We start from the raw sequence: 22,672 nt of genomic DNA, 5'->3' as shown, positions 1-22,672 counted from the left end.
AATGAAGACAATCATCAAAGTAGGCACGAGGGGGAGCAGGCTTGCAGTGGCGCAGACAGAGCTGGCGCTTGCCGCGCTCAGAAAGGCGCACCCCGGCGCAAAATTTGAGGTCGTGATGATAAGCACCAAGGGAGACGTGGACAGGCGGCCACTGTTTACGATGGACGAAAAGGGGATCTTTGAAAAAGAGGTCAACGAAGCCGTGAAAAAAGGCGAGGTAGACTTTGCGGTGCACAGCCTCAAGGACATTCCCTCCGACCTGTCAGAAGAATTGACAGTCGCGTGCATACCGAGGAGGGCAAGCCCAAACGATGTCCTAGTGAACGAAAAAGGGCAAAAGCTGCAAGAGCTTGCCGCCGGCTCTGTCGTGGGCACAAGCAGCCTGCGCAGGGCAATTCAACTGATGAAAGAAAGGCCAGACATTTCAGTCAAGCCAATACGCGGAAACGTCGAGACGCGCGTGAAAAAAGTCATCAGTGGCGAGTTTGACGCGGTAGTGCTTGCAGAGGCAGGGCTGACAAGGATAGGCATGAAAGACGTGATAGTAGAGAGGTTTGGAGTGCGAGAATTCGTCCCGGCGCCGGGGCAGGGCGCGATTGCCATCGTGTGCAGGCGAAACGACAAAAAGACGATAGAGATGCTCAGGAGCATCGAGGACCCAAGGGCGAGGGCAGAGGTGACTGCCGAGCGCGCCCTCATTGAAAAGGTGGAAGGGGGATGCAGGTTTCCGCTTGGGGCAGTCGCAGTGACAAAGGGAGACAGGATAACGCTCTACGCAAGCGTGTTTTCAGCAGACGGAAGCAGGAACATCAAGGTCAAAAAAACAGGCAGCGCCAAGAGCGCAGAAAAGCTGGGCAAGAGCGTTGCAGACCTTCTCGTCAAGCAGGGCGCGCAAGAGATGGCAGAAGGCTGGCGCAGGGCTGTTGAGGAGTGGAACAAAAAGGCATGAGCACCACTGCCGCCGGCAAGGTGTACATCTGCGGAGCCGGCCCCGGCGACCCCAAGCTGATGACGGTGCGCGCAATGGAGCTTTTGAAGAGCTGCGACGTGATACTGTACGACCGCCTCGTAGGCCAGGAGATAATAGACCAGATACCAGAAAATGCGGAAAAGGTGTACGTCGGAAGGGCAGTAGGCGACCCTACCACGCACCAAAAGCGCACAAACGAGCTGATGGTCAGATACGCCAAAAAAGAGAACAAGAGCGTGCTACGGCTGAAGGGCGGCGACCCGTTCATCTTTGGCAGGGGCGCAGAGGAGGCAGAATACCTGCTGGAGCGAGGCGTCCAGTTTGAGATAATCCCGGGCATCACGTCTGCCATAGCAGGGCCGGCGTACGCAGGCATCCCGCTGACCCACAGGCGCTATTCGTCAGCCGTCGCGATTGCGACAGGGCACGAGGGAGTGGACAACAAGGGCGACGTATCGGTGGACTGGAAAAAGCTGCCGAAGGCAGTTGACACCGTAGTCGTCCTCATGGGCATAGGCCAGCTGGACGAGATCGCAAAAGACCTCATAAAAGGCGGCATGAAAAAGAATACAAAAATCGCGATAATCGAAAACGGCACGACTGCAAGGCAGAGGGTCGTCATGGGGACGCTTGCGACAGCCGCCAAGGTCGCAACCAAGAGCGGGATAAAACCGCCTGCGATTGTAGTCATCGGAAGGGTTGCTTCGCTTCACAAAAAGATCGCGTGGTTCAGAAAAGGAGTAGAAGGAGGTAGGGGCAAGGGTGCCAAGCCTTGAGGGCAAGGTCCTTGCGATAACGAGGGGCAAGAAGGAAGCAGCCGAGTTTTCAAGGCTTGTAAAAAAAGAGGGGGGAAAAGCCATCCCCGTACAGGCCATCGAGATTGTGCCGGAGGGCCGCAAGGCAGTGGCGCATTTCCTGAAACTGCTTGAGGAAAAACAGCACGACTATTGCGCGTTCATGAGCGCACAGGCAGTAGCAGTGCTTTTTGATCTTGGCGGGAAAGGAAAAGTCGCCTCCGCCCTAAAGTCAACAAAGGTGATCGCAGTCGGTCCAAAAACAAAGAAGGAACTTGAAAGGCGCGGTGTCAGAGTCGGCATGATGCCCGATTCTTTTTCTTCAATCGGGCTTGCAAAGATGCTGTCAAGGGACAGCGAGAGAGGCAAAAAAAAGATCATAATTCCGCGCAGCGCAGAGGCAGGCAGTAGCAACTACGCCACAAAGGCGCTTTTGGACCTTGGCATGTCAGTCGACGAGGTTTTCATGTACACCGTGCGCACTGCAAAAATCACGCTGGCATGGAAGAGGTTCCACAGGATGCTTTTGGACAAAAAGATCGACGCAATAGTGTTTACAAGCGCGTCAAACGTCCGGTCGTTTTTTGAAATCGTCGATGCCCTTGGCGGAAGCGATGATGGTCGAAAAATTGACCGGCTGGTACAGGCAGTAGTGTCGATAGGCCCGTTTACAAGCGCCGAGCTAAAAAGAAGAAAAGTCAGGCATTACGAAGCAAAGGACCATACGGTAGAAGGAACCGTGCAGGCTGCAAAGAAACTGCTTATTGCTACTACGAGCCGTTAAGCGTAAAGATGAGTTTGATGATTGCAAAGATGATTATCGCAGCTCCCCCCGCTGCAGCAAGTGCAAACTTTTTCTTTGTTGGCGTCATCATATGATGATGGCAATAGGGTTTGCCCAGAGCCAGTTTAAAAGTTGTGTTGTCTAGAGAAGAAAGGAGCACGCTTTTTGCGCGTTTTGCAGGTCGTACATTGCCGGTTATTCTATAACTAGCTCCAGTCTGCAATCTATCCTGTACAGCCGTACAGAGCCGGACTGAAGTAGAGGATAACAGAGTCTCATTTGAGTTTGCTTAAATAAATCATAAGCGTCGCTACATCTATGACAAACTCAGACGACGACCTGTACGTTCAGCTTGGCTTGCTTGGAATGAACGTAGAGTTTTTCAAGCAGACTAGGCCTTCGAGGGAGCAGTTGTCAGAATTGCTCACAAAGGCAACAGAGCTGACGAGAAGATACGGCGATGCATAACTGTCATGATAATCACACGCATATGTCATGCCCCATTGATCGATGACGCAAGGTTGAGGCCGCTGTAAAGAAATACAAGAAATGAATTCTTGGCGGCTGTTGATCTTTACCTACCTATCATACTCTCTAGACCTTGCATCATTATTACGGCGGTCTTGCAGGCATGCAAGGACGCACATGTACTCTGTTTCTACTTGCTCATGGAAGCCCCTCCAGTGCCTTCGTACCTGAACACAAGCACCGAGCCAGGGTTCCACAGGTTGATGGTTGCGCCGCCTCCGATGGCCTGTGCGGGGCCTGATGAATCGGTGATCACGTAGATAGTGCTGCCGTCAGGGCTGAACGCAAGGTCGCGGTAGCGGTTCTCCGAACGGAAGAGTTCCACAGGATCGCGCGCAAGCGCCGTGCCGTTCTCGTCCAGCGCAAGCTGAAAGATCTTGCCAGCCTTCAGGGTAGTCATCAGAAAGGTGTCTTGCCAGCCGGGAATGGCATCAGACGTGTAGAGTCGCAGGCTCGACGGCGCGACGGTCGGCCAGCAGATGTAGGTCAGGTCGCCACACGCAGGGTCACGGAAGTTGTAGCCATTCTCGACAGTATAGAACGTGTGGACAGGGGGCACAAAGTTGGGCGCGTCAAACTCGCTTTCGTTCATCACCGGCACGCCCGGCGGCGGAGGCGCGGTGTTGTCGAACTTTAAATCCTTGCAGTTCTTTGCTCCGGACCAGTTGACGTATTGGTACGCCTTGTCGTCATTGTAGCCGGCGACGTTTGGCCAGCCATAGTTTCCGCCTGCCTGCAGGCGGTTAAGCTCGTCATCGGACTTGTCGCCGTGCTCAGAGACGTAAAGGCTGTTGCCATTTGGACCCACTGCAATGCCCTGCGGGTTGCGGTGGCCGTACGTGAGGATATGGCTGCGGACGCCGTTTATCACAGGATTGTCATCGGGGATGGAGCCATCAGGGTTCATGCGGAGCACCTTGCCCTGGTACGCAGTCCAGTTTCTAGCCGCGACCTGCTCTGCCGTCGGGAGAGACTGCGCCTGGTTCTCCAGGCAGTAGTTGGCAAGGTAGTTCTTGCCCTGGTCGCCAATGGTGTAGTACAGCTTGCCATCAGGGCCAAACGTCATGCGGCCAGAGTTGTGGTCGGTACTGCCATAGAGCCCGCTGATGAGGTCTACAGGATTGCCTATAGTACCGGCGGCCGCGTCGTACGTAAAGCGCGTGATCTTTACGCGCCGGTCAAGCGCATCGCTAGGATCTGCATCGTACGTGTACGCGACATAGATATGATGCGTGTTGTTAAAGGCAGGATCAAACGCCATCCCCATTAGTCCGTCCTGAGGGGCGGACTGGTGGACGTTTGGAACGGGTATGCTGCCAAGCTTTGACCCGCTCTCCGGGTCGACACGCGTGATGACCTTTCCAACGCGTTCGGTGATCCACAGGGCGCCATCGGGCCCGTACAGGATGTTGTACGGCGCGCTAAAGTTTGCCGCAAGCAGGCGCACCGAAAAGCCTTCCTGACTAGGCAATCGCATAATGCTAGTAGTGTTGTTGTTTGCGCCAAGCGTACTATTGTTGCTAAAGGGTGTGTCGCTTGCCTGCGTTTCCGGCGTGTAAAACGTGACAAGTGAGACCAAGAGAAGAGCGCCTGCGAGTCCGGACAGCAAAAGAGGCCTAATTTTTCCCATAGTGATGGGTGACTTCCACTCCAGAATATTTAAATTACAATGGATTCTGAGAATTATCGTATATTTTCTAAGATTATCATTATATTATCCCACATAATTTATTATTGTTGTAATATCATATCCAAATATTCATGTGAAAAGTTCAGGATATAAGGAGCGAGTGCGATGTGACAGCAAACGAGCTTGGCGTTTGGACAAACCTTCAATAGAAGATTTGCAGATAATAACCTTAAATGCTGATTGGCCAGCGCTCGTATGTTTTGGTATTTGCACTAGCAATTGGTTTCATGTTTGTCATGCTGCCTGCCGCGACGTACAACGACATATCATCCAAGAATACAAAAGAACAGCATATCATGCCGGAGAAATGAGAATGGCAGCGGGAGAGCCTAGCAGGGAGAAACTGCCATCGGCGGCATGGGCGGCAACAATTCCGGTGGCGGCAGGCCTTGCCACGGGAATCCTGTTTGTGCTGATATTTTCCGTCTATGCGACAGGCTCACAAGACGCCAGGCCGCGTGACCGCGAAATCACGTGGTACAACGATAATGGAGAGATTGCCTGCGGCCAGCCCATCGAGATTGTTAAAGCCAGAGCGCCTTTTGCCGTTCCGCTGCCGACGGCGCTCCCGGCTGGATATTCGCTCCAGTACGCGGATTACTCTGGCGTCAAGGAGGTGTTCATGGAGTTTTACAATTCTACGATCTGCGGTGGCGACGGCCCAAAGTCATTGCATGACGGCACCATTGAAATTAGAATAGATCCATTTAGTGAACGCATTGCAGGAACTAATGCGGCAGAGAGGATTGATGGAAGCCAGTATACGGAAGGGCGATTCCAGACTTTGCAAAACGCAGGAAGCATCGATGCAAGGAAATACGCATTTTCGGATGGAAACAGGCACGCAGTAGGATATAACGCCGGGACCGGGACGTCAGTGGCGGTTGACGAAAACAATGTCACGATACATGCAGAGCAGTATGACTACCCCTCTTCTCTCTGGGTCGTAGACGACGAAAAAGACATAATCTACAGATTGGAAGCACACATGCCAATAGACGAACTTGCCAGGATAGCAGAATCCATGAAATGATAACTATGAGGAGTGGTTTTTCAAGTTGTCCAGGACCATGAAATTCATAATTGGCCTGATTGTGCTGCCGATTGCAGGCATGGTCCTGACGCTCTCTATTGTCGCATACATGGCGGCCAGCCCTCTTGTCGAAGTGCCAAAGCCGGCGGATTACAATTCTACAAGGATTACGACCATAATCGGCGAAACAGAGGCTGAAAAAGCTTCCAGGGACGCCCTTGACGAGTCCTATCAAAGGAGCGGCTATGAAAAGGGCGCAGTCAGGGGCGGGGCGCTTGGCTCAACGGCGCTCATCTACGTCGGCAAGGACGGAACAAATTTCGCAGTTGACAAAGACGATGGAACGCTGGGCGACAAGATGCCCCACTCCCTTGACAATACGCAGCCAGACCACTATTACTGGAAAGTTGTTCTAAACTTTGAAAACACCACAAAACCAGAGTACGACTTTGTAGTTGACGCAAATACTGGCCGAGTGCTGCAGAGGGGCGTTACCGACTAGGCGATTTTGCGATAGGTTGTTAGGCTGAATCAAGAACCGAGTATGAACATCAAAATACTTTGCCACCTGCAACGGAATCCCGATCCGTTGACCTACAACCTTATATCTTTACGTCAAGACGATCCAGATACCTTGTCCGCTCCCCAGTCATGGAAGATCGAAGGCGACTACTTTGAGGCCTGCAACTGCGACGTAGTGTGTCCTTGCGTTTTTATGGGTGACCCGGATCGCGGCGAATGTGATGTCACAGTAGCCTGGCACATTCAAAAGGGCAATTTCGGAAATACCCGGCTTGACGGCCTGAATGTTGTCGCGGTATTTCATGCACCGGGCAACATGTTTACAGGTCCAAAATGGAAGGCAGCCCTGTACCTGGATGAGCGCGCAAACAAAGACCAGGCTGATGCCCTTGTAAAGATATATTCTGGGCAGGCAGGAGGCTTTTTTGGGGTTGCCGCCGGATTCATCGGCGACATGGCAGGAGTACGCTCGGTTCCGATAAAGTTTGAGGCAGACGGCAGAAAAAGGTCCCTGCAGATTCCGTCTGCAATGGATGTGGCAATCGAAGGCATCGCGAGTGGAGAGGGCCAGAACAAAGAAACCACGATAGAGAACGTCCCCATGACCGTTGCCCCGGGTTTTCCGGCGGTAGTCGCAAAATCCGTAAAACACAGCTACAGCGACCACGGCATGAAATGGGACAACTCGGGCAAGAATGGCTTTTATTCAAAATTTGCATATTCGCCATAGGCAAAGTCATTCGATCCAGGATTGCTGCCGCTACCACATGCACTGTCTTTTCATCGATGGAAGAAAAGGTGCAGAGATGCGAGCGTATAATATGCAATGTACAGATCCCAAGGACAAAACGCTTCGGCTAACCAAAGCCATCAAAACCTTTGCGCCCGAAAGCAGGGTCTGAAAAGCTGGTTTCTCTGACGTGCCAGTTAGCTCCCCAATTTTTGACATGTTTTCGCATCGACGTCGCATATAGACTGAAGGTTAAAGCTGCACAGCGTATGAACTAACGTCACAATATTAATCAGATAATGATATAGAATTCCTAGGTAGTACATGTCTCTGCTAGTGGAGCTGGCAAAAACCAGTTGAAATTCATTAGCCTTATCCTCATTGCCCTCATCTTTGTGGCTCCTTGGCTGTTTGAATTGTACACATTTCATTTGTATGAGATCAATGACAATACTTTCTTTTTTTATTCAGGTGCTAGGCTTTTCTTCTTTGTAGCTTCTGCAGTTGCACTTGGCTATTTTGCAGGGTTGAACATTCGCAAGGGAGGCAACGTTAACTATTACATCATCGGGTGTGCAGCGGCTGTACTATCACTAGTTTTGGTCTTGTACCAATTTTGCGAGGCAAGGGAGTGCTACTACGTTGGGCCTGATGGGCTTGGAGAGGTCCGGCTTTTTCTACTGTTATTCAGTGCCTCAGCAGCGGGCTTGATCCGCGGCAAATGGGCTCGTCTTACTTTGAACAATGACGACGAGGGTGACGAATACGATAAGGCAGCAATAGCTGCAACATCATCGCCGTCGTCGATTCATCCCCTGTTTGCTTCAACTGTGGTTGCGATTTTTGTCGGGATTTATCCTGCATCTTTGCTGTACGATGTGCCAAGCGAGCCAACGTTTCGTGCACTCTTGTTCTTCTATTATGTGACGGTACCTTTCTTGTTGGCAGGACTGACTGCTTCGCAACTTGGCAGCGGCAATAACAATAGTAGTCAAAAATGGGCGATTGGTGCATCGGTGCTTGGTCAGACGGTGCTCTTTGTTCTTTTTGAGGCCTTGACGTTCCCTGACAACAACAATGATGATAGTTTTTGGCAGGTGATCCAACTAGTTGTGGCAATTGGTGGGTCAGCGTTGAGCGGGATTGCTGGAAGCAGGATTGGTTATTCCTATTATCATCATCATCGTCGTCATCTTGTTCAGCCTAACAATAACCATCTGAATGCTAATGGGCCGAAAGGGATGATGGCGTCTTCAAAAAAATTGAAAATGACAAGGGAGAAACTTTTTGCGTCTCTATCGGTGCCCATATTCTTTGGTTTTGGAATTTTCGCCATGCATCCCTCATTCCTTGCTCCGATTGACTTGCTGCCTGATATCGAAAACGTCGGTAGCAGCGGTCATCAAGATGGCGGCAACTGCCCCAAGATGCTATCATCCATTCCGCCGCCCATGTATTATTCAGGCGCAGCCAGCAATGAACAGTACTTTAGCACAAAGCGCGTCGAAGTCAATCTCAACTTTACTTCGTTGTACCAGCATCAAGGCATCGATAATAATACATCATCATTATCCTCAAGAAATGAAAATACTGGCAATGATGATGATAATGACATCCTTCTTGCAGGGATTGGAGCCCAGTCGCCAAACTGCTGCAAGGATGGCCTGGACTATGGCTACAGGGCAGACGTATTATTCACAAAAGAAGGCACGAAATACCTTGTAGCAAGGGCTTGGGAGACATGCGATCAAAATGCGGCATGCTCTGGTTTTCCTTGGAGGTCGATAATGCATGAATCAGTGGTGCCCATTAATAACAACATCCCAAAGTCTTTTCTCGCTATCGCTATGGAATGGGCAAGAGATGGAAGGACAGTGAACTGGTATTACCGTACTGTCGATTCAGATAGCTGGATAAAGTACAGTTCATTTACGGCGCCTGAAATTGAGAATCCGTATTTTAATCTCGGGGTCATATCGATCAACGGCTTTTTCCCGGCCGACAACCCTTTAGTAACTTCGCTGTGGGGAAACGTAAATTTCTTTCAGGCTGGCATAGCTACTACATCATCATCGAGTGACTCTACTGCCTTTGCCGGTGGAAAAATTGTTTTCGAGTGCCCTGCCTTTTATGATAATAATGACGGGATGAAGCACTGCTTCCCAAACATGGCTGCGGTTCCTGCAAGCGAATCCGAGTGGAAGGTCCTGTGGGGATGGGGAGTGGATCGACCAGCTACATCCACCCACATCGATAATTTGAAAAAATTAGTTGAAATGATTATTTGATGATGATCAAGCAGCAGAAGTCAGCTACTGCACAGAACTTTTAGATCGAAGGACGAAAAAAATGTAAATCATCAGGGAGTAATTCGCGGCCCCATTAATCCTGCAGTGATCAAAGCTTGTCAATAATAATAATGGACGCCGGGGTGCTTGTACCCCAGCCTGAACCTTATCATGTCTTGGTAGCACTTATCACGCGAGCTTGCGGCTTTTCTATTATCTTTGATCCCATTATTGCGCCGATGATGCCCGCAAGCGCGCTTGGGACAGCCGTCATGCCAATGACCTGCCAGAGTGTAGGATACATGCTTGGCAGGATGTCAGCGAAGGATGCATTAGGCTGATGCAGGATTTCTGCAAACGCCATTGGAAGCATGGGATAGTTAAAGACATAGAACGTGATGCCAATCAAGGCTCCTGCAATCATCATCCCTGTCCGGGGGCGCGCTTTATGGATAGCAATGTCTGCTCCAACGATGGCTGGAATGAGGGCGAGCAATTGCCAAGGAAGGAATGACCCCAAGAATTGGTATGCCGGAACAATGTTTGCAAGCACGTTCATGCTGATTACAGCGCCTGCAACCGCAGTCGCTGCGCCCAGCCTGCCGATGGTTCTGGCGGACACAAGGAATATCAATGCGCTCATGAACGGAAGGACGGTAGTTGCAATTACTATGGCGGCCGCTGGGTCAGGGTTGAACGTAAAGTGCTGGCCGTTTGAGAGGGGCAGCACAAAGAAAAAGATGTACCAGATGGTTGAAAACCAGAGAGCTGCAAACGCCGGGACCATCGCAATTTTAGCGAACCCCTGATTCCTCTTTGATTCAATGTGCGGCAAAATCCTTGCAAGCCCGACTACAGTTGCAATAGTACCAATCAAGATGCCCGTTGCAAGCGACAGGTGAGGCGGGCTCATAAGACCGTCGACGCCAAAGACAGAGTGCCACATAAAGTCGCCGGGCCCGGAGACGAGCTGTATGGCCGCTCCTACTATCAATAATTTAAAAGCAGTGTTAAACGACCTGCTGCGAATTTCCTCTTTATTTTTCAGAAAAACAAACAAACCAATGGTTGCTGCAATAACGGTCAGGCCTGCGCCTGTGTAGAGCACCGCATGGGATGGAGTGAAAAACGTTTCCGGCTGCCTCAGGATATGAGATGTAATGTCCCAGCTGGCACCGCCTATCTGCAGGATTCCGCCGGCAGTAGCCACGAGCAATGCTGCAAGCAGGATGTTCATGCGCGAAGTAGACAACTTCAACGACATGGCAGTTAATACGGTGCAGTCATTAATAAATATGACTGACTGGTCAGTCATATTTATTAAGTAAAGGGTTTTACAAGTACCCAAGGAGAAAGCAAGTACACGATGCGAACAAGAGCTACTTCACAGTACAGGGCAGAGCTCAGGGAGAGGATTATTCAGTCAGCGGTTGAGAACTTTGCCAAGAAAGGGTTTGACAAAACAAGAATGGAAGATATCGCCGCATCATGCGGGTTGGCCAAGGGCACGCTGTACCTTTACTTCAAGAGTAAGGAAGACCTCTTCTTTGCATTATGTGAATACAACCTGGAACAATTAAGAAATCAGCTATCCAGATTATTCAGCAAGAAAGAGAACATCATGTCAGATGCCGAGAGATTTTATGATGAATATCGTAGGGCGAGTCTTGGCGCTGACACGATATGGTTTGAAATGATTGCATTGTCCACGCGCAACCCAAAGTTAAGGAAGATATTGGCTGAAAATCAGAACAAGGTATACCAAGCCGTAAAAGAATTTCTAAAGGCCCAGATTGAGAGAGGCTTTTTCAGAGAAGACATCGACGTCGATGCTATTGCCGCAGGCCTCATAGCCCTTTACAATGGTCTGGCGACAAACAAGTTGCTATTGCAAACAAGCAACTCTGAGAGCCAAAGAGTATGGACCGAAACAATAAGAGCGATAATAGGAGCAGCGTCGAGTAAGCAATAAAACAATAATGACGATTTGAGATGTTTTCTGATTTGATTGTCTGAAAATCTAGTCTACGATATTACATAGCCAAACCTATTTTGTCTGTAAGAAAATAATCAAAAAGTGATCCAGAATATAAGGGCACTAATCTTATTAGCGATTTTGAATTAGTTCCCAACAATGGGAACTGTTATGAACACGTTCAGGACAAAGAAATGGAATTTGTTCTTGTTGGCGGCGGCTGCGATTGTTCTTGCTGCGCCGCTTAGCTATGCCAGCGCGCAAGAAGCAGCAGCTGAAGCCAGTAGTATGCCTTCATTTGCTGCCAACGGCAACGATAACCAATCAGTAAAAGTCACCGCGCAAGGCAATGACATAATAGTCAAGTTCTATGGAAACGACGTTTACCGCGGATATGGTGAATTCAAGGCTTCTGGCGAGCACCTGTACGCCTGCGACAAAAAGGGCGATGGCAAAACGGTGACCACGTGGCTGTTTTGGAATGGCGAATGGAGAGGGTCGGTTTCCGACCACACCGGCGTCAAGGATGGCTGCGGGCACAAGAACCTGAGCATCAAGGAGGGCACCTCCGTATGGCTAAGCGTGTGCTTGGAGGGCTTTGGTTGCTCCTATCCCGTGTGGGGCAAGGCCTGACGATCTCGTTGGCGCCTCAGGAGGCTGTGAGCTCTTGTAGTCAGAGAGTTGCCACCACCTCCTCCACCACTAGGTCCGGGGCGTATTGGTTAGGGCTCGACGCTTCACAAGGGCAAGAGACATTGCCGGATGAATCAGTACTACATTTAGCCTCTTGTGTCCGTCCGGTTTTAGTGACTACTTGCGGGGTCTCAAGAGTAGCTTTTTGAAAAGCAGCATATGCTTCCTTCATTTTGTTTGTGTCCACAGGCATTCTATATCATAATAAAAAGAGAGGCGTGCACGCCTCTCTCCTATAGGGCGCTATTCGCCGACAGTTCGACTGCCTTTCTTCATAAGGCGCTTAATTGACCACGGTATGCCGAAAGTGATCGGCAAAAAGAAAAAGAAGACAAAGAACCCGAGAGACAAGAAGACGAGCGAAGCGGCCAGCGTAGCAACAGATATGACTAGCAGCACTATTGCCAGTGTATCGGTTTGTCTGCGCTCCACAGTTTTTCTGCGCAGAAAAGTGATATAAGATTGCAGGCATCGCAATGTCACCGACTCGACGTTGTTATGTGATGCTATTGATAGGACAAAATCTCTATACAACGTGTTTATTGTTTTAGAGTGTGACGGGACGCGGGTTCGGCGTGATTTGAATACTGCATATAGAAAGACGAGTCAGGTAGGATCCAAAAGAAGCCCTCTACGTGTTTTCGGTTATCGAATCAATCTCCTCTTTGCTTAATAAAATGGTCTGCACTCCTTTCTAATTATATGTCAAAGGCCGCATTAGAATTGGCAGTTTCAGCGGCGGCCCTGATTCTTCTGTCAACATCTGCTGTTCTCCATCCTCCTTCTTTTCCTTACGGCAGAGTTGTAGCTTTTGCAGATGATAGTGAGGATGACAAAATCGAACATTCCAAAGATGAAAAGACGAACTTCTCATCTCCAACATTTGACAGTAGCCAAGTTGTCAAATCAACATTATTGGATAATGATAAAATGAAGTACGAGGAAGTCGCTAATGCCGACGGCAACTTTCCCTTCCTTGTGCCTGTTGGGATGGCATATGATTCTGAAACCCGCGAGATGTATGTGGCCAGCTCTGCCACTCACTCTGTCGTCGTAATGGATGCAACCACAGATACAGCGATAGATGTCATTCCAATAGCGGAAAGAAATGACACTTTTTCCTTTGCCGGACCTCTGGGGCTAGCTTACGATCCTGCAATGGGTTACATATTTGCGGCAAACGCACCGTACGGCAAAGTCTCGGTGATAAGTGATTCGGACCATAAGATTGTAGGCGAAATAAAGATTTCCGGTGAGCTGGGAAGACTTGCCGTTGACACAGATCACAACAAAGTATACGTTGTAAATTCAGGCACTATTTCGGTGGTCGACGATGAAACTCTAGAGGTCATTGACAATATCAAGCTGCGAGATGGAACGTTCATGACTGACATCGTATACGACCCTGATGATGAAAAGATGTATGTCGCTATGTTCGGTGGTAGCTATGCTGGAGCAGGAATAGCGGTAATCGATACTAATACACATGATGTTATCGCCACAGTTTCGACATACGATAATGTTCCATCAAATATAGCGCTTGACTCGCACTATCCTCGTGTATATGTAACATCGTTGTCAGGAGAGGTATTTGTGATAAGTACTGACAACTACAAGATTACCGATACCATACGAATTCCGGATACTCCATATGGCTATAGACACGACCCTTCTACACAAAAGGTCGTGGTATATGGTAATTTTACGGAAAGGATTGAGCAAATGACTGGCAAGGAGGAGCTACTCTCGTCCTCACCAACTGCCATTGTTTTCAATCCCGATAACAATTACCTCTACGTTGTCCATTACGGAGTTGGCGTGCTATCTGTAATAGATACTGAAAGCCTGACGGTCATCGATAACATCTCTACATTACCGGGCTCACACGATATTGCGTATGACCCAGACAATCATAGCATTTACCAAACTCACGAATCAATGAATAGCATATCGATACTTTCGATTGAGCCGTGAGCGCAGCGGATAAGGCCGGTAAGTATCAGCAGTCCTCGGTAGATGAAGATGTCTGAATTCAGATTGCTATTCTTAGTCAAGTCGATATTGACCCGTCACTTCCTTGTAACTGCAGAAAAGTTGTACTCATACTTCCATGTACAAATAGCCGAACTAGTGAGTAAAGCGGGTTCGGTGGGATTCGGACCCACGACATTTTAACCCAGTGAAATACACTGATTGGTTAAGAGCCAAACGCTCTACCTGGCTGAGCTACGAACCCGCGAAATCAATCGTGTAAAATGCGTTATTTAAACGTAAAAGAAGAAGAGAGAAAAGGAAAAAGATTAGGCCGTCTTGGCCAGCGCTTCCTGCCTGTCCTTGATGATCTTGACAATCGCTTCAGAGACAGAGCAGTTCATCTCCATTTTTTCCTTGATGATGTGCCTGTACGCATCAAGGGTGATGTAGACTGGAATGGAGCCGGTGCCTTCAAGCAGTGCCTTTACGCGAAGCAGGCCGTTTTCCATGCCACGCTCAGCTATCTTGCTCAACTTGACCTTGTCGAGGAATCCGCCCAGCGGGCCCATCGGCATGTCATAGTCGACTTCAAGCGTGACGTTAGCCTTGCGCTCGCCCAGCTCGTCAAACGTGACAGAAATCTGCCACCTCTTGAACGGGCCTTCGATCATCTTGGCCACGATCTTTTTCAGCGGGATATACTCGATGGTCTCGCAGTCCCATTCGAGCCTCTTGCCGTCAAAATCTCCGTTGATCCTAAAAATTGTCCCTACGCCAAAGCCGTTCTTTACCTCGACTGGCACGACGTTCAGACCCATGTTCTCGGGGAACTGGTCTGCCATGTGCTCCGGCCTCGCAAAATAAGTGAACACCTCGTTGACTGGAGCGTTGATTTCCATGCTCTTCTTTATAACAGTCATTAAGGAAGGAACTCTGCCATTCTGAATTTAAAGGTTTTGGGCTCGCAGACTTGACGTATAAAGCCAGAAATTGAGCGGAGGATCTCGACTATAATCAAGTGGCGCTAACTTGCTTTTAAAAAATCGGGCTCCGCGCTACGATAGACATCTGGAAATCTGCGACTGGGATAAAAGAATTAATGAAAAAAGGCGAGTTCCACTGGAAGCACGCCCCTCCCCTCTGGCGGTTGCGCATCTAGAAAAGAGACGTCTCCCGTAGCCTAGGCCAGCGGGTTTGTGTTCACTATTTCATCGAGGCACTTGACGACGTCCTGCTTGGTGACAGGTATTGGGTTGTTGTCAAGGTGTCCCCTGTCAGGCATGATGACGTCGGCCGCCGCATCAAGCGGCTGCTTCAACTTTAGCGGCTCGAACTTGAACTTTTGCGCTATTTCCTTGAAGCGCTTGTAGTACGGCGACTTGTTGAACTTGTGGGCAACGGTGGTGCACGAAGAGAGCGCATAGCCGTGCGGCACGCCTTCGTTTGAGAATACGTACGAAAGCGCGTGTCCAAGCGTAGTGGACGAGTTGCCAAAGCCGATGCCGGAGAGCATGGCGCCGTACGGGAGCATGTGGTGCTTGTCGTTCATTATGGCGTCGTAGAGGATGTCAAAGGCTTCCCTGCAAAAGAACTGCGTGAACGGGTTTCCAGCCTTGCTGTCATAGCCTTCAGACGCCTGCGCCGCCGCGTCGCACGCAGAGTTGCGCAGGATGTTAAAGGGCGTGCCGGGCAGGAAATACGGGTCAACTATTGCCGCGTCTGCCAGAAATGCCTCGTCCTGCAAGAGCTTTTTCTTGTGCTCAAAGCTGATTACCGCATACGTCGTCATTTCCGCGCCGGTGCCAAACGTCGTGGGTATCAGTATCTTTGGAATGCCTGTCAGTTTGGAAAGGTACTTGCAGACGTCCATCGAGCTTCCGCCGCCAAGGCCGATGTAGGCGCCAATTTCCTTGCCCTCGTACTGCTTTTTGATGGCCTCTATGGCCTCGATGGACGGGTCCGGCGTGACCTTGTCGTACACCTCGTAGTTCTTGATTCCCATGTAGTCGAGCCACTTGTTGTAAATGTCAGGCGTCGTGGTGGTTATCACAAGGGAATTCTTGGGATACTGGAATTCTTTTGCAGCGTTTTCGCCGAAGGCTATTTTCCTCGGCATCATTACTTTCCACATATGTGCAGTTATGTTCTGGATGTAGGGGTTTTATGTTTTACTGGGTGTCTCGGCTAGGCGGCTTGCGAGCCTGCGCTTTTCAAGCCTCATCAGGTAGATGATGCCCACAACCAGTATCGCTTCCGCGGATTTGGCAAGTATGCCTGCAAGGTCGACGTCTTCGGGCACCGGATTTGGTGAAAGCGGAGGAGGAAAAGTGATGGCATACGCATACAGCCCAAGCAGAACCGCTGTTCCAATCAACCCAAACAGATTGAGAACGACCGTCTTGCGGTAGTACCGGCGCGGGTTTATCCTGGACTCCTCTGCGCCCACCATCGTGAGGAGTATGTACATGAGCCCGTACGACACCTGCGCAATCCCGGCAGTTATCAGGAATATGCTGTATTCCAGCCGGAGCGAGGCGTGCTCCGAGTAGATGGCAAAGTGCACCATGCCTCCGGCTATTGCGAGCAGGAGCAGGCTCCACTTGACAAACTCTTCTGACGAGTTTGCGTGCAGCTCTTTTCTCTTGCGCTTGTAGACGAGCCCAAGCACCACCCCTATTATGCCGAGCGGGATGAGCACCGACGCAATCATCGCCGTGCTCCATATCTCGCCAAAGTTGTTTGATATGGCGGCGTTAAAGACGGCCCTGTCGCAGTTGCATCCAGCGGTGCCTGAAAGCGTGGTCCTTGGCGGGTCAACCCCGTTGAGGTTGTTTGCCGGGCCTGTTGCCATTGACAGCACTATCTGGTAATAGCCGACGTCCGGAAAAGTGTAAAAGAGCTGAAAGTCGCCAGTGTCCTGCTTGGTCCACGGAAACGCTGCAAGCCTTTCGCCGGTTATCCCAGAGTATACTTCAACCATCGTGACGAGGTCTTTTGTATCGCGCCCGTCATGGTCCTGGATGCTAAACTGTATGGCGGCAGGCTCGCCCGGCTTGGCGTAATCCGGGTCCAGTTGCTCATAGGCGTAGTATGGGCCGATTGCGTCGCCCTTGGCGTTATAGTGCCCAAAATGTTCAAAGTGGGCGTACGCGTTTTGCGCTGATGCAAAAACAGTAGCAGCAAAAAGCGTGGCTGCCGCTGCCGTCACCACGGCGGCAAGTGCGAAGGCGTACCTGCGCATCAAAATGCAAATCCACCTTTTCCCGTATAAACCATATTGTTTTTTTCTCTAGGCAGCAGGCTGCTGTCTGCCGCTTGCTTCCACGGCAGCCTTGTTCTGCGCCTTTATCTTCCAGGCATAGACCGTCGTCATCAGGACCATCGAGAACAGCACGAGTCCAAGCGCAAGATGGCCCGTCACAAGTATCGAGTGGAGCCGCTCGACTATTACTATCGCTCCAAGCGTTATCTGGCCTATTACCGCGCCTGCTGCTATTATTGACGCAATCTTCATCCCCCTTGGCGCCTGCTTTGACTTGAGCGTAAAGGCCATCGTGATGACCACGAGGGCACCCGTGCTTGCCGCGACTGTCCGGTGGATGTATTCTATGATAAAGTCGTATGCTGGCACGAACCCATGCGGGCAGAGCGGCCAGTCAGGGCACGTAAGGCCGACGCCGGACGAGCTAACATAGCCGCCTATGAAAATAAGAGAAAAGAGGACGGCAAGCGTCCCAAACGACAGCTTTTGCAGCAGGGTCATTCATCAGGTCACGTTCAGCTTGCCCTTCATGAACGGGTGGACCATGCAGTGGAAGTCGTACGAGCCCGCGGCGAGGGCGGACGTGTCGACACTGACTGTCTTGCCCGGATCGAGCAGGCTGCTGTCAAACGCCTTGCCAGCGTTGGCGTCCTCAGCCCCGGTGCCCGAAGTCACCGTGTGGATTGCAGAGTCGTCGTTGACGACGGTCAGCTTGTCGCCCTTTTTGATTTCTACCGGGGTCGGGTCATATGCCTTGGCACCCTGCACTGACGAGCCTGACAGTATGTGGACTGTCGGGCCAGATGCTGCAGCTCCTCCGCTTCCAGAGCCGGTGCTGCCGCCTCCTGCCGCGGCTTCTACAATCGTGATCTTGCCGGTCATGAACGGGTGGACCGTGCAGTGATACGCAAACGAGTCGCCCACCTTGGCTCCTGTGATTTCAATCTCTTTGGACTTTTCGCCAGGGTTGATGAGGGAAGTGTCAAAGGCTTTGCCAACGTTAGGGTCTGAAGCTCCTGTGCCAGAGGTTGCAGTGTGTATGGCATTGTCGGCGTTGTTCCATACCACCTTGTTGCCAAGCGGAACCTTTGCATCGCCAGGATCATAGGATGTTGACCCTTGTACAGACGCGCCTGACGGTATAGATATTTGGGTCACGCCTGCGGCGGGCGGTGGCGGTGGAGGAGTTGGTTTCTTTATCAGCGCTACGGGAGGCGGGTTTGCAATCATGTCCTTGAACGTGAACATGAGGATGGTGCCGGCGATAGCAAGCGTAATGCCTACGATTGCAATTCCCCTTGCCATGCGTGCCGGGCTCGTCCTCAGTACTGGTTCAGAGTCGTGCTCGTGTTCGTGGCTCATCTACATGTATCACCTGCTAGTGGTGCGGCTCCTTTGCGGCGATTGGGAAATAAGTCTCGCCGATCTGGAACGGGTCCTTCAAGTCTGCATACCTGCCCTTCATCGAACCGTGTATCAGGATGCCTGTCAGCAGAGCTGCGCCTGTTGCAGTTATCCATGCTCCTACGGACGATATCTGGTTCAGTATGATGAGCGGCTGGACGGGGACATAGTCGTAGACACGCCTTGGCTGCCCGTACAGGCCCAGCACGTGCTGGGTCAGGAATATCAGTGATACTCCCACGAAGAACAGCCAGAACGATACCATGGCCGCCTTTTCGTTAAACATCCTGCCTGTTATGAACGGGAACATGTAGAGCAGGAACCCGATGAAGCCAAACGTGACCATTCCCATGACGAACAGGTGGAAGTGTCCTACCACCCAGTAGCTGTCGTGCGTGATAAAGTCAAGCGGCATGGCCGTGTTCACTATACCTCCGGCTCCCGCGTAGAAGAATAACACGACTCCTCCCACAGCAAAGCTCATTGGCGATGCGAACTTGATCCTTCCGCCCCACATGGTCGCTATCCAGTTAAAGATGTGCATGGCAGACGCAGGCACTGCTGCTAGCGTTCCTACCATGAACACGGTCTTTTCTGTAAAGCTCATGCCTGTAGAGTACATGTGGTGCGCCCACGATGCAAAGCCTACGATCCCAAGCAGGACGAACGCAGTCACTCCAGACTGGTAGCTGAACAGTGGCTTTCTGGAGAACTTGGGTATCAGCTCGTACATCATGCCCACTGCAGGCAGCAGGAATATGTACACTTCAGGGTGGAACGTGAACCAGAACAGGTGCTGGTACGCTATCGGGTCTCCGCCCCTTGTCGGGTCAAAGAACCCAGTCACTCCAAGCCTGTCCGTGTACAGCATTATCAGCGCGGCCGTAAACGTCGGCAGCGCAACAAGTATCATCAAAGATGTCACGAGGGTGCCCCACACAAAGAGCGACGTCTTCATCAACGGCAGGTCGGGGTGCTTCATCTTTAGTATCGTGACTACAAAGTTTATCGCACCAAGGATCGAAGAAAGCCCAAGTATCTTTAGTCCAAATATCCACATTTCCGCTGCTGGACCTGGCGCTTTGGTTGTGGAATAAGGCGGATACGCCATCCAGGTGGTATCTGAAAAGCCCATCCATATCATGGCCATGCCGACCGGAATCATCCAGAACGCGATTGCATTGAGCTTTGGCCACGCCATGTCTTTGTACCTGACCATGATTGGGATCAGGTAGTTGCCCATGCCTGACGCGAACGGCACAAGCCACAGGAAGAGCATGTTGGTTCCGTGCACAGTAAAGATTCTGTGGAAGGTGGTTGAATCAGCAATGAGCTGCGTTCCTGGGAGGAATAACTCTGTTCTGATCGCTATTGCGAGGGCGCCACCGATAATAAAAGCGGTGAAGGAGAGAATGATGTACAAAAGGCCGACATCTGTGTGGTGGGACGAAAATAGTATCTCCCACATCGGGCGGGGTTTCTTAACTTCTAGTACCACTACTTATTCGCCTCTAAATCGGTTGTAACTGGAGCCGGTATCAAATAAAAGCATTTTGTTTTTTATGCAAGCATAGTGCGTGCACGCGCGGCATACGCAAATTTTTGCGCTGAAAAAATGAACTAAAAGAGGAAGAAAATGAAAAGGAGGAAAAAAGAAAAGAGGAGAACTTGCTTTTTAGCTTGCGACTGCCTGGGCGCCAATGCTTGGAGTCAGGTCTGAAGCCACTTGCGTCACATTACCGCCAGCTGCCGGCTCTTCGACAAAGAGCTTGGCGCGCATCTGGTAATGCGAGAATCCGCAGTACTCCCTGCATTGGATCAGAAATTCGCCGCTCTGGTCAGGAACGACCCACAGCGTGTTTATCTTGCCCGGCACAGCGTCCATCATCAAGGTATAGTCAGGCACGTTGAACGCGTGTATGACGTCTCTGGACGTGATCTCGAACTTGTACGGAACGCCTTTTGTAAGGTGTAGTTCTCCGATCTCCTTCTTGCCGTCTTCGTGTTCAAACGTCCAGAACCACTGTTGCGCGGTGACCTTGATTATCTTTGACTCTGGCGGGGCATGGTCCAGTTCGCGCTCGATGTTCCACGCGTCAGCGCCAACATAGATCAAGAGCGCGACTACCACACCAATGTAGACCCACTCGATTGTTGCGTGCCCCATTTAGTGGTGCTCACCCTCCGTTGATCTAACCGGCAAGTTCCTGTTCTTTGGATGCGACTCGCGGAACCGGTATACCACGTAGAATATCACGCCCATCAGAATTGCGCCGATGACAAATGCAATCACCATCAGCCTGTAGAACAGCGCCCATATCTCGACTCTGCCATAGATATACTGCCCTGTCTGCCCGGCTTGCTCACCTTGACCTTGTGCAAAGGCGATTGAAAAGTCCATAAACAGCACAGCGACCACGGGAATCGCGATCAAAAGTAACTTGTACGATGCCATACTCGTCCCTTTGGTGTCAGAAAGTTTCCATATCTTATTTAAGGCTTTGGAAAATCACTCATGCACGTAACGGTGCATCGACATGACATTGACGCCAGAAAGCGAATACAGTCCGTCGTCCTGCCGGAGAATAGTCATCGACGCGTTGCGTATGTGCCACCGGTAGAGCGCCTCGGGGTTCAGCTCGAGGATGGTTGAAATCGCGGCTTTTATCGGGTCAAGGTGCGTCACGCACAGGATGTTGCGGTCAACATGCTTTTCTGCGGCTTCTTCAAGCAGGCTCTTTACGCGTTTTTTCACAGAGGTGAATGGCTCGACTCCAAAGCTTTCAAGTGCCGGGTCATGCTCGTCGTAGAATTTCAAAAACAGGTTGCCGTACTTGCTTACGACTTCGTCAAAGTTCATGCCTACCAGCTTGCCCAGCTCTATCTCGTACAGGCGCTCGTCTATTTCGTAGCCTGTGCCAACTTCCTTGCAGATTATCTCTGCGGTCTCGACTGCGCGGATGACTGGCGATACCACAACCCTGTCTATCTGGACGTTTTTCAGGTCCTTTGCAGCGTACTCTACCTGCTTTCTGCCCTGCTCTGTCAGGTGCGACTCGATGTGCCTGCCCACGAGTATGCGGTTTACGTTGTTATCGGCCTGTCCGTGGCGCATAAAGATAACAAGTGGCACGGGATTTTGCTGTCAAAAGCCGTTAATTATTGTTTCATGCACGCGCGTATTTCTGGAGAAGTACATACTAGAATTTCCTTGCTTCTTTTTTCATGCACATACACACATTACTTTGTCGGCAGAAGCCTAAGGATTGCCCTAATGCAAAGCCTAAAGTTAATATCGCAAGATTCCGTGAAAGTCGCCATGAAGATTGGAATAGTAGGGGGCACCGGCGGCATGGGCGAGGGGTTTGCCATGAGGTGGTGCATCAAGCACGATGTCATGGTAGGTTCTAGAGACGCCCAGAAAGCCAAAGAGGCCGCTGCAAACTATAGGAATGCGGCCAGGCAGGCGTACGGGCCAAACGTCAGCATCGCCGGAAGCATAACCGGCGACGACAACATTTCGCTTGCAAAGGACAGTGACATCCTCATACTGTCCATACCCTACGAGTTTATCGAGGACACGTGTGGCAAGCTTGCCTCCCAGGTGAGACCTGACTGCATAATAGTCTCACCCATAGTTCCCATGACAAGGACCGACAACGGCTTTGTCTACATCCCGCTGCTTGAGCAGGGCAAAAAAACAGCCGGCGAATGGGTTGCAGACAAGATGGCCCCAAGATCCCGCGTGGTGTCGGCATTTCACACTATATCTGAAATGAAGCTAAAGAACGTCAACCTCAGCCTTGACGCAGATACGTTTGTCTGCGGCGACGACCCAAATGTTGTAGCAAAATTGAGCGAGCTTGCGTCTGAAGTGGCTGGTCTGCGCCCCGTGTACCTGGGCCCGCTTTCGCTCACGTACCAGGCAGAGGTACTCACCCCGATGCTCCTCAATGCGGCAAAGCGCAACAAATTGAAGAATCCAGGCGTCAAGCTGACATAGTAGTGCAGGAGCGTTAAAGAAA

24 protein-coding genes and 1 tRNA gene are annotated in these 22,672 nt (G+C 50.8%); 13 read left to right on the top strand and 12 right to left on the bottom strand.

Annotated features, from left to right (window positions below):
• Position 1: 1 nt before the first annotated feature.
• The 4 genes from hemC to NTE_RS16355 all read left to right on the top strand — a co-directional run bounded on the left by hemC (position 2) and on the right by NTE_RS16355 (position 3,016).
• The gene (gene hemC, locus NTE_RS04410) at positions 2-949 is read left to right on the top strand and encodes a hydroxymethylbilane synthase (RefSeq protein ID WP_148699919.1); all 948 of its coding nucleotides are present in this window, start codon (positions 2-4) and stop codon (positions 947-949) included.
• Positions 946-1,746: a uroporphyrinogen-III C-methyltransferase gene (gene cobA, locus NTE_RS04405; protein WP_148702030.1), complete on the top strand. Its 801-nt coding sequence runs from the start codon at positions 946-948 to the stop codon at positions 1,744-1,746. Before hemC ends, cobA begins: the two co-directional genes overlap by 4 nt.
• Positions 1,733-2,548 carry a uroporphyrinogen-III synthase gene (locus tag NTE_RS04400; RefSeq protein ID WP_148699918.1) on the top strand — a complete coding sequence of 272 codons (816 nt, stop codon included), beginning with the start codon at positions 1,733-1,735 and terminating at the stop codon, positions 2,546-2,548. Before cobA ends, NTE_RS04400 begins: the two co-directional genes overlap by 14 nt.
• A gap of 318 nt (positions 2,549-2,866) precedes the next feature.
• Positions 2,867-3,016: a hypothetical protein gene (locus NTE_RS16355; protein ID WP_158385094.1), complete on the top strand. Its 150-nt coding sequence runs from the start codon at positions 2,867-2,869 to the stop codon at positions 3,014-3,016.
• 190 nt (positions 3,017-3,206) lie between these two features.
• Here NTE_RS16355 and NTE_RS04395 read toward each other — a convergent pair whose 3' ends face one another.
• Positions 3,207-4,706: a glucose/sorbosone family PQQ-dependent dehydrogenase gene (locus NTE_RS04395; RefSeq protein ID WP_226987174.1), complete on the bottom strand. Its 1,500-nt coding sequence runs from the start codon at positions 4,704-4,706 to the stop codon at positions 3,207-3,209.
• A 233-nt stretch (positions 4,707-4,939) separates the two neighbouring features.
• Here NTE_RS04395 and NTE_RS16350 point away from each other — a divergent pair, with 233 nt between their 5' ends.
• The 5 genes from NTE_RS16350 (at position 4,940) to NTE_RS04375 (ending at position 9,339) form a co-directional block, all read left to right on the top strand.
• Complete coding sequence (locus NTE_RS16350) at positions 4,940-5,077, top strand: hypothetical protein (RefSeq protein WP_158385092.1); 138 nt, start codon at positions 4,940-4,942, stop codon at positions 5,075-5,077.
• Positions 5,078-5,079: 2 nt separating this feature from the next.
• Positions 5,080-5,799, top strand: coding sequence for a hypothetical protein (locus tag NTE_RS04390; protein ID WP_148699917.1), 720 nt, complete (start codon positions 5,080-5,082; stop codon positions 5,797-5,799).
• A 25-nt stretch (positions 5,800-5,824) separates the two neighbouring features.
• On the top strand, positions 5,825-6,301 hold the full coding sequence (locus NTE_RS04385; protein ID WP_148699916.1) for a PepSY domain-containing protein: 477 nt from the start codon (positions 5,825-5,827) through the stop codon (positions 6,299-6,301).
• Positions 6,302-6,433: 132 nt separating this feature from the next.
• Complete coding sequence (locus tag NTE_RS04380; RefSeq protein WP_158385090.1) at positions 6,434-7,051, top strand: DUF1326 domain-containing protein; 618 nt, start codon at positions 6,434-6,436, stop codon at positions 7,049-7,051.
• A 707-nt stretch (positions 7,052-7,758) separates the two neighbouring features.
• Complete coding sequence (locus tag NTE_RS04375; RefSeq protein WP_148699914.1) at positions 7,759-9,339, top strand: hypothetical protein; 1,581 nt, start codon at positions 7,759-7,761, stop codon at positions 9,337-9,339.
• A 169-nt stretch (positions 9,340-9,508) separates the two neighbouring features.
• Here NTE_RS04375 and NTE_RS04370 read toward each other — a convergent pair whose 3' ends face one another.
• Complete coding sequence (locus tag NTE_RS04370; RefSeq protein WP_148699913.1) at positions 9,509-10,597, bottom strand: hypothetical protein; 1,089 nt, start codon at positions 10,595-10,597, stop codon at positions 9,509-9,511.
• 108 nt (positions 10,598-10,705) lie between these two features.
• Here NTE_RS04370 and NTE_RS04365 point away from each other — a divergent pair, with 108 nt between their 5' ends.
• The 3 genes from NTE_RS04365 (at position 10,706) to NTE_RS04355 (ending at position 13,981) form a co-directional block, all read left to right on the top strand.
• Positions 10,706-11,311, top strand: a complete 606-nt coding sequence (locus tag NTE_RS04365; protein ID WP_148699912.1) for a TetR/AcrR family transcriptional regulator — start codon at positions 10,706-10,708, stop codon at positions 11,309-11,311.
• 162 nt (positions 11,312-11,473) lie between these two features.
• Positions 11,474-11,947: a hypothetical protein gene (locus NTE_RS04360; protein WP_148699911.1), complete on the top strand. Its 474-nt coding sequence runs from the start codon at positions 11,474-11,476 to the stop codon at positions 11,945-11,947.
• 762 nt (positions 11,948-12,709) lie between these two features.
• Complete coding sequence (locus NTE_RS04355; protein WP_148699910.1) at positions 12,710-13,981, top strand: YncE family protein; 1,272 nt, start codon at positions 12,710-12,712, stop codon at positions 13,979-13,981.
• 166 nt (positions 13,982-14,147) lie between these two features.
• Here NTE_RS04355 and NTE_RS04350 read toward each other — a convergent pair.
• The 10 genes from NTE_RS04350 to NTE_RS04305 form a co-directional block, all read right to left on the bottom strand.
• Positions 14,148-14,243 (bottom strand) — tRNA-Lys (locus tag NTE_RS04350).
• Positions 14,244-14,307: 64 nt separating this feature from the next.
• On the bottom strand, positions 14,308-14,901 hold the full coding sequence (locus tag NTE_RS04345; RefSeq protein WP_148699909.1) for an SRPBCC family protein: 594 nt from the start codon (positions 14,899-14,901) through the stop codon (positions 14,308-14,310).
• Between the two features lie 260 nt (positions 14,902-15,161).
• Entirely contained in the window at positions 15,162-16,112 is a 951-nt protein-coding gene (locus NTE_RS04340) for an iron-containing alcohol dehydrogenase (protein ID WP_148699908.1), read from the bottom strand.
• A 30-nt stretch (positions 16,113-16,142) separates the two neighbouring features.
• Positions 16,143-17,222: a hypothetical protein gene (locus NTE_RS04335; protein ID WP_148699907.1), complete on the bottom strand. Its 1,080-nt coding sequence runs from the start codon at positions 17,220-17,222 to the stop codon at positions 16,143-16,145.
• Positions 17,223-17,270: 48 nt separating this feature from the next.
• Positions 17,271-17,744 (bottom strand): COX15/CtaA family protein, encoded by a 474-nt coding sequence (locus NTE_RS04330; protein ID WP_148699906.1) that lies wholly within the window; start codon positions 17,742-17,744, stop codon positions 17,271-17,273.
• Between the two features lie 3 nt (positions 17,745-17,747).
• Positions 17,748-18,605, bottom strand: coding sequence for a cupredoxin domain-containing protein (locus tag NTE_RS04325; protein WP_148699905.1), 858 nt, complete (start codon positions 18,603-18,605; stop codon positions 17,748-17,750).
• A gap of 16 nt (positions 18,606-18,621) precedes the next feature.
• Positions 18,622-20,145, bottom strand: coding sequence for a cytochrome c oxidase subunit I (locus NTE_RS04320; protein ID WP_148699904.1), 1,524 nt, complete (start codon positions 20,143-20,145; stop codon positions 18,622-18,624).
• Positions 20,146-20,322: 177 nt separating this feature from the next.
• Entirely contained in the window at positions 20,323-20,814 is a 492-nt protein-coding gene (locus tag NTE_RS04315) for a cytochrome c oxidase subunit II (RefSeq protein WP_148699903.1), read from the bottom strand.
• Complete coding sequence (locus tag NTE_RS04310; RefSeq protein WP_226987172.1) at positions 20,815-21,102, bottom strand: cytochrome c oxidase subunit II; 288 nt, start codon at positions 21,100-21,102, stop codon at positions 20,815-20,817.
• 54 nt (positions 21,103-21,156) lie between these two features.
• The gene (locus NTE_RS04305; RefSeq protein WP_148699902.1) at positions 21,157-21,780 is read right to left on the bottom strand and encodes a histidine phosphatase family protein; all 624 of its coding nucleotides are present in this window, start codon (positions 21,778-21,780) and stop codon (positions 21,157-21,159) included.
• Between the two features lie 186 nt (positions 21,781-21,966).
• Here NTE_RS04305 and npdG point away from each other — a divergent pair, with 186 nt between their 5' ends.
• Positions 21,967-22,650 (top strand): NADPH-dependent F420 reductase, encoded by a 684-nt coding sequence (npdG, locus tag NTE_RS04300; RefSeq protein WP_148699901.1) that lies wholly within the window; start codon positions 21,967-21,969, stop codon positions 22,648-22,650.
• Positions 22,651-22,672: the final 22 nt, after the last annotated feature.

The organism is Candidatus Nitrososphaera evergladensis SR1, from assembly GCF_000730285.1.
GTDB classification, from domain to species: domain Archaea; phylum Thermoproteota; class Nitrososphaeria; order Nitrososphaerales; family Nitrososphaeraceae; genus Nitrososphaera; species Nitrososphaera evergladensis.
Note: the sequence above shows the minus strand (reverse complement) of the source record. Positions and strands in the feature narration are given on the sequence as shown.

Coding starts and splice junctions, on each gene's coding strand:
- hemC (WP_148699919.1), top strand. CDS start 2: ATGAAGACAATCATCAAAGTAGGCACGAGGGGGAGCAGGCTTGCAGTG.
- cobA (WP_148702030.1), top strand. CDS start 946: ATGAGCACCACTGCCGCCGGCAAGGTGTACATCTGCGGAGCCGGCCCC.
- NTE_RS16355 (WP_158385094.1), top strand. CDS start 2,867: ATGACAAACTCAGACGACGACCTGTACGTTCAGCTTGGCTTGCTTGGA.
- NTE_RS04395 (WP_226987174.1), bottom strand. CDS start 4,706: ATGGGAAAAATTAGGCCTCTTTTGCTGTCCGGACTCGCAGGCGCTCTT.
- NTE_RS16350 (WP_158385092.1), top strand. CDS start 4,940: ATGCTGATTGGCCAGCGCTCGTATGTTTTGGTATTTGCACTAGCAATT.
- NTE_RS04390 (WP_148699917.1), top strand. CDS start 5,080: ATGGCAGCGGGAGAGCCTAGCAGGGAGAAACTGCCATCGGCGGCATGG.
- NTE_RS04365 (WP_148699912.1), top strand. CDS start 10,706: ATGCGAACAAGAGCTACTTCACAGTACAGGGCAGAGCTCAGGGAGAGG.
- NTE_RS04360 (WP_148699911.1), top strand. CDS start 11,474: ATGGGAACTGTTATGAACACGTTCAGGACAAAGAAATGGAATTTGTTC.
- NTE_RS04355 (WP_148699910.1), top strand. CDS start 12,710: ATGTCAAAGGCCGCATTAGAATTGGCAGTTTCAGCGGCGGCCCTGATT.
- NTE_RS04345 (WP_148699909.1), bottom strand. CDS start 14,901: ATGACTGTTATAAAGAAGAGCATGGAAATCAACGCTCCAGTCAACGAG.
- NTE_RS04340 (WP_148699908.1), bottom strand. CDS start 16,112: ATGTGGAAAGTAATGATGCCGAGGAAAATAGCCTTCGGCGAAAACGCT.
- NTE_RS04335 (WP_148699907.1), bottom strand. CDS start 17,222: ATGCGCAGGTACGCCTTCGCACTTGCCGCCGTGGTGACGGCAGCGGCA.
- NTE_RS04330 (WP_148699906.1), bottom strand. CDS start 17,744: ATGACCCTGCTGCAAAAGCTGTCGTTTGGGACGCTTGCCGTCCTCTTT.
- NTE_RS04325 (WP_148699905.1), bottom strand. CDS start 18,605: ATGAGCCACGAACACGAGCACGACTCTGAACCAGTACTGAGGACGAGC.
- NTE_RS04315 (WP_148699903.1), bottom strand. CDS start 20,814: ATGGGGCACGCAACAATCGAGTGGGTCTACATTGGTGTGGTAGTCGCG.
- NTE_RS04310 (WP_226987172.1), bottom strand. CDS start 21,102: ATGGCATCGTACAAGTTACTTTTGATCGCGATTCCCGTGGTCGCTGTG.
- npdG (WP_148699901.1), top strand. CDS start 21,967: ATGAAGATTGGAATAGTAGGGGGCACCGGCGGCATGGGCGAGGGGTTT.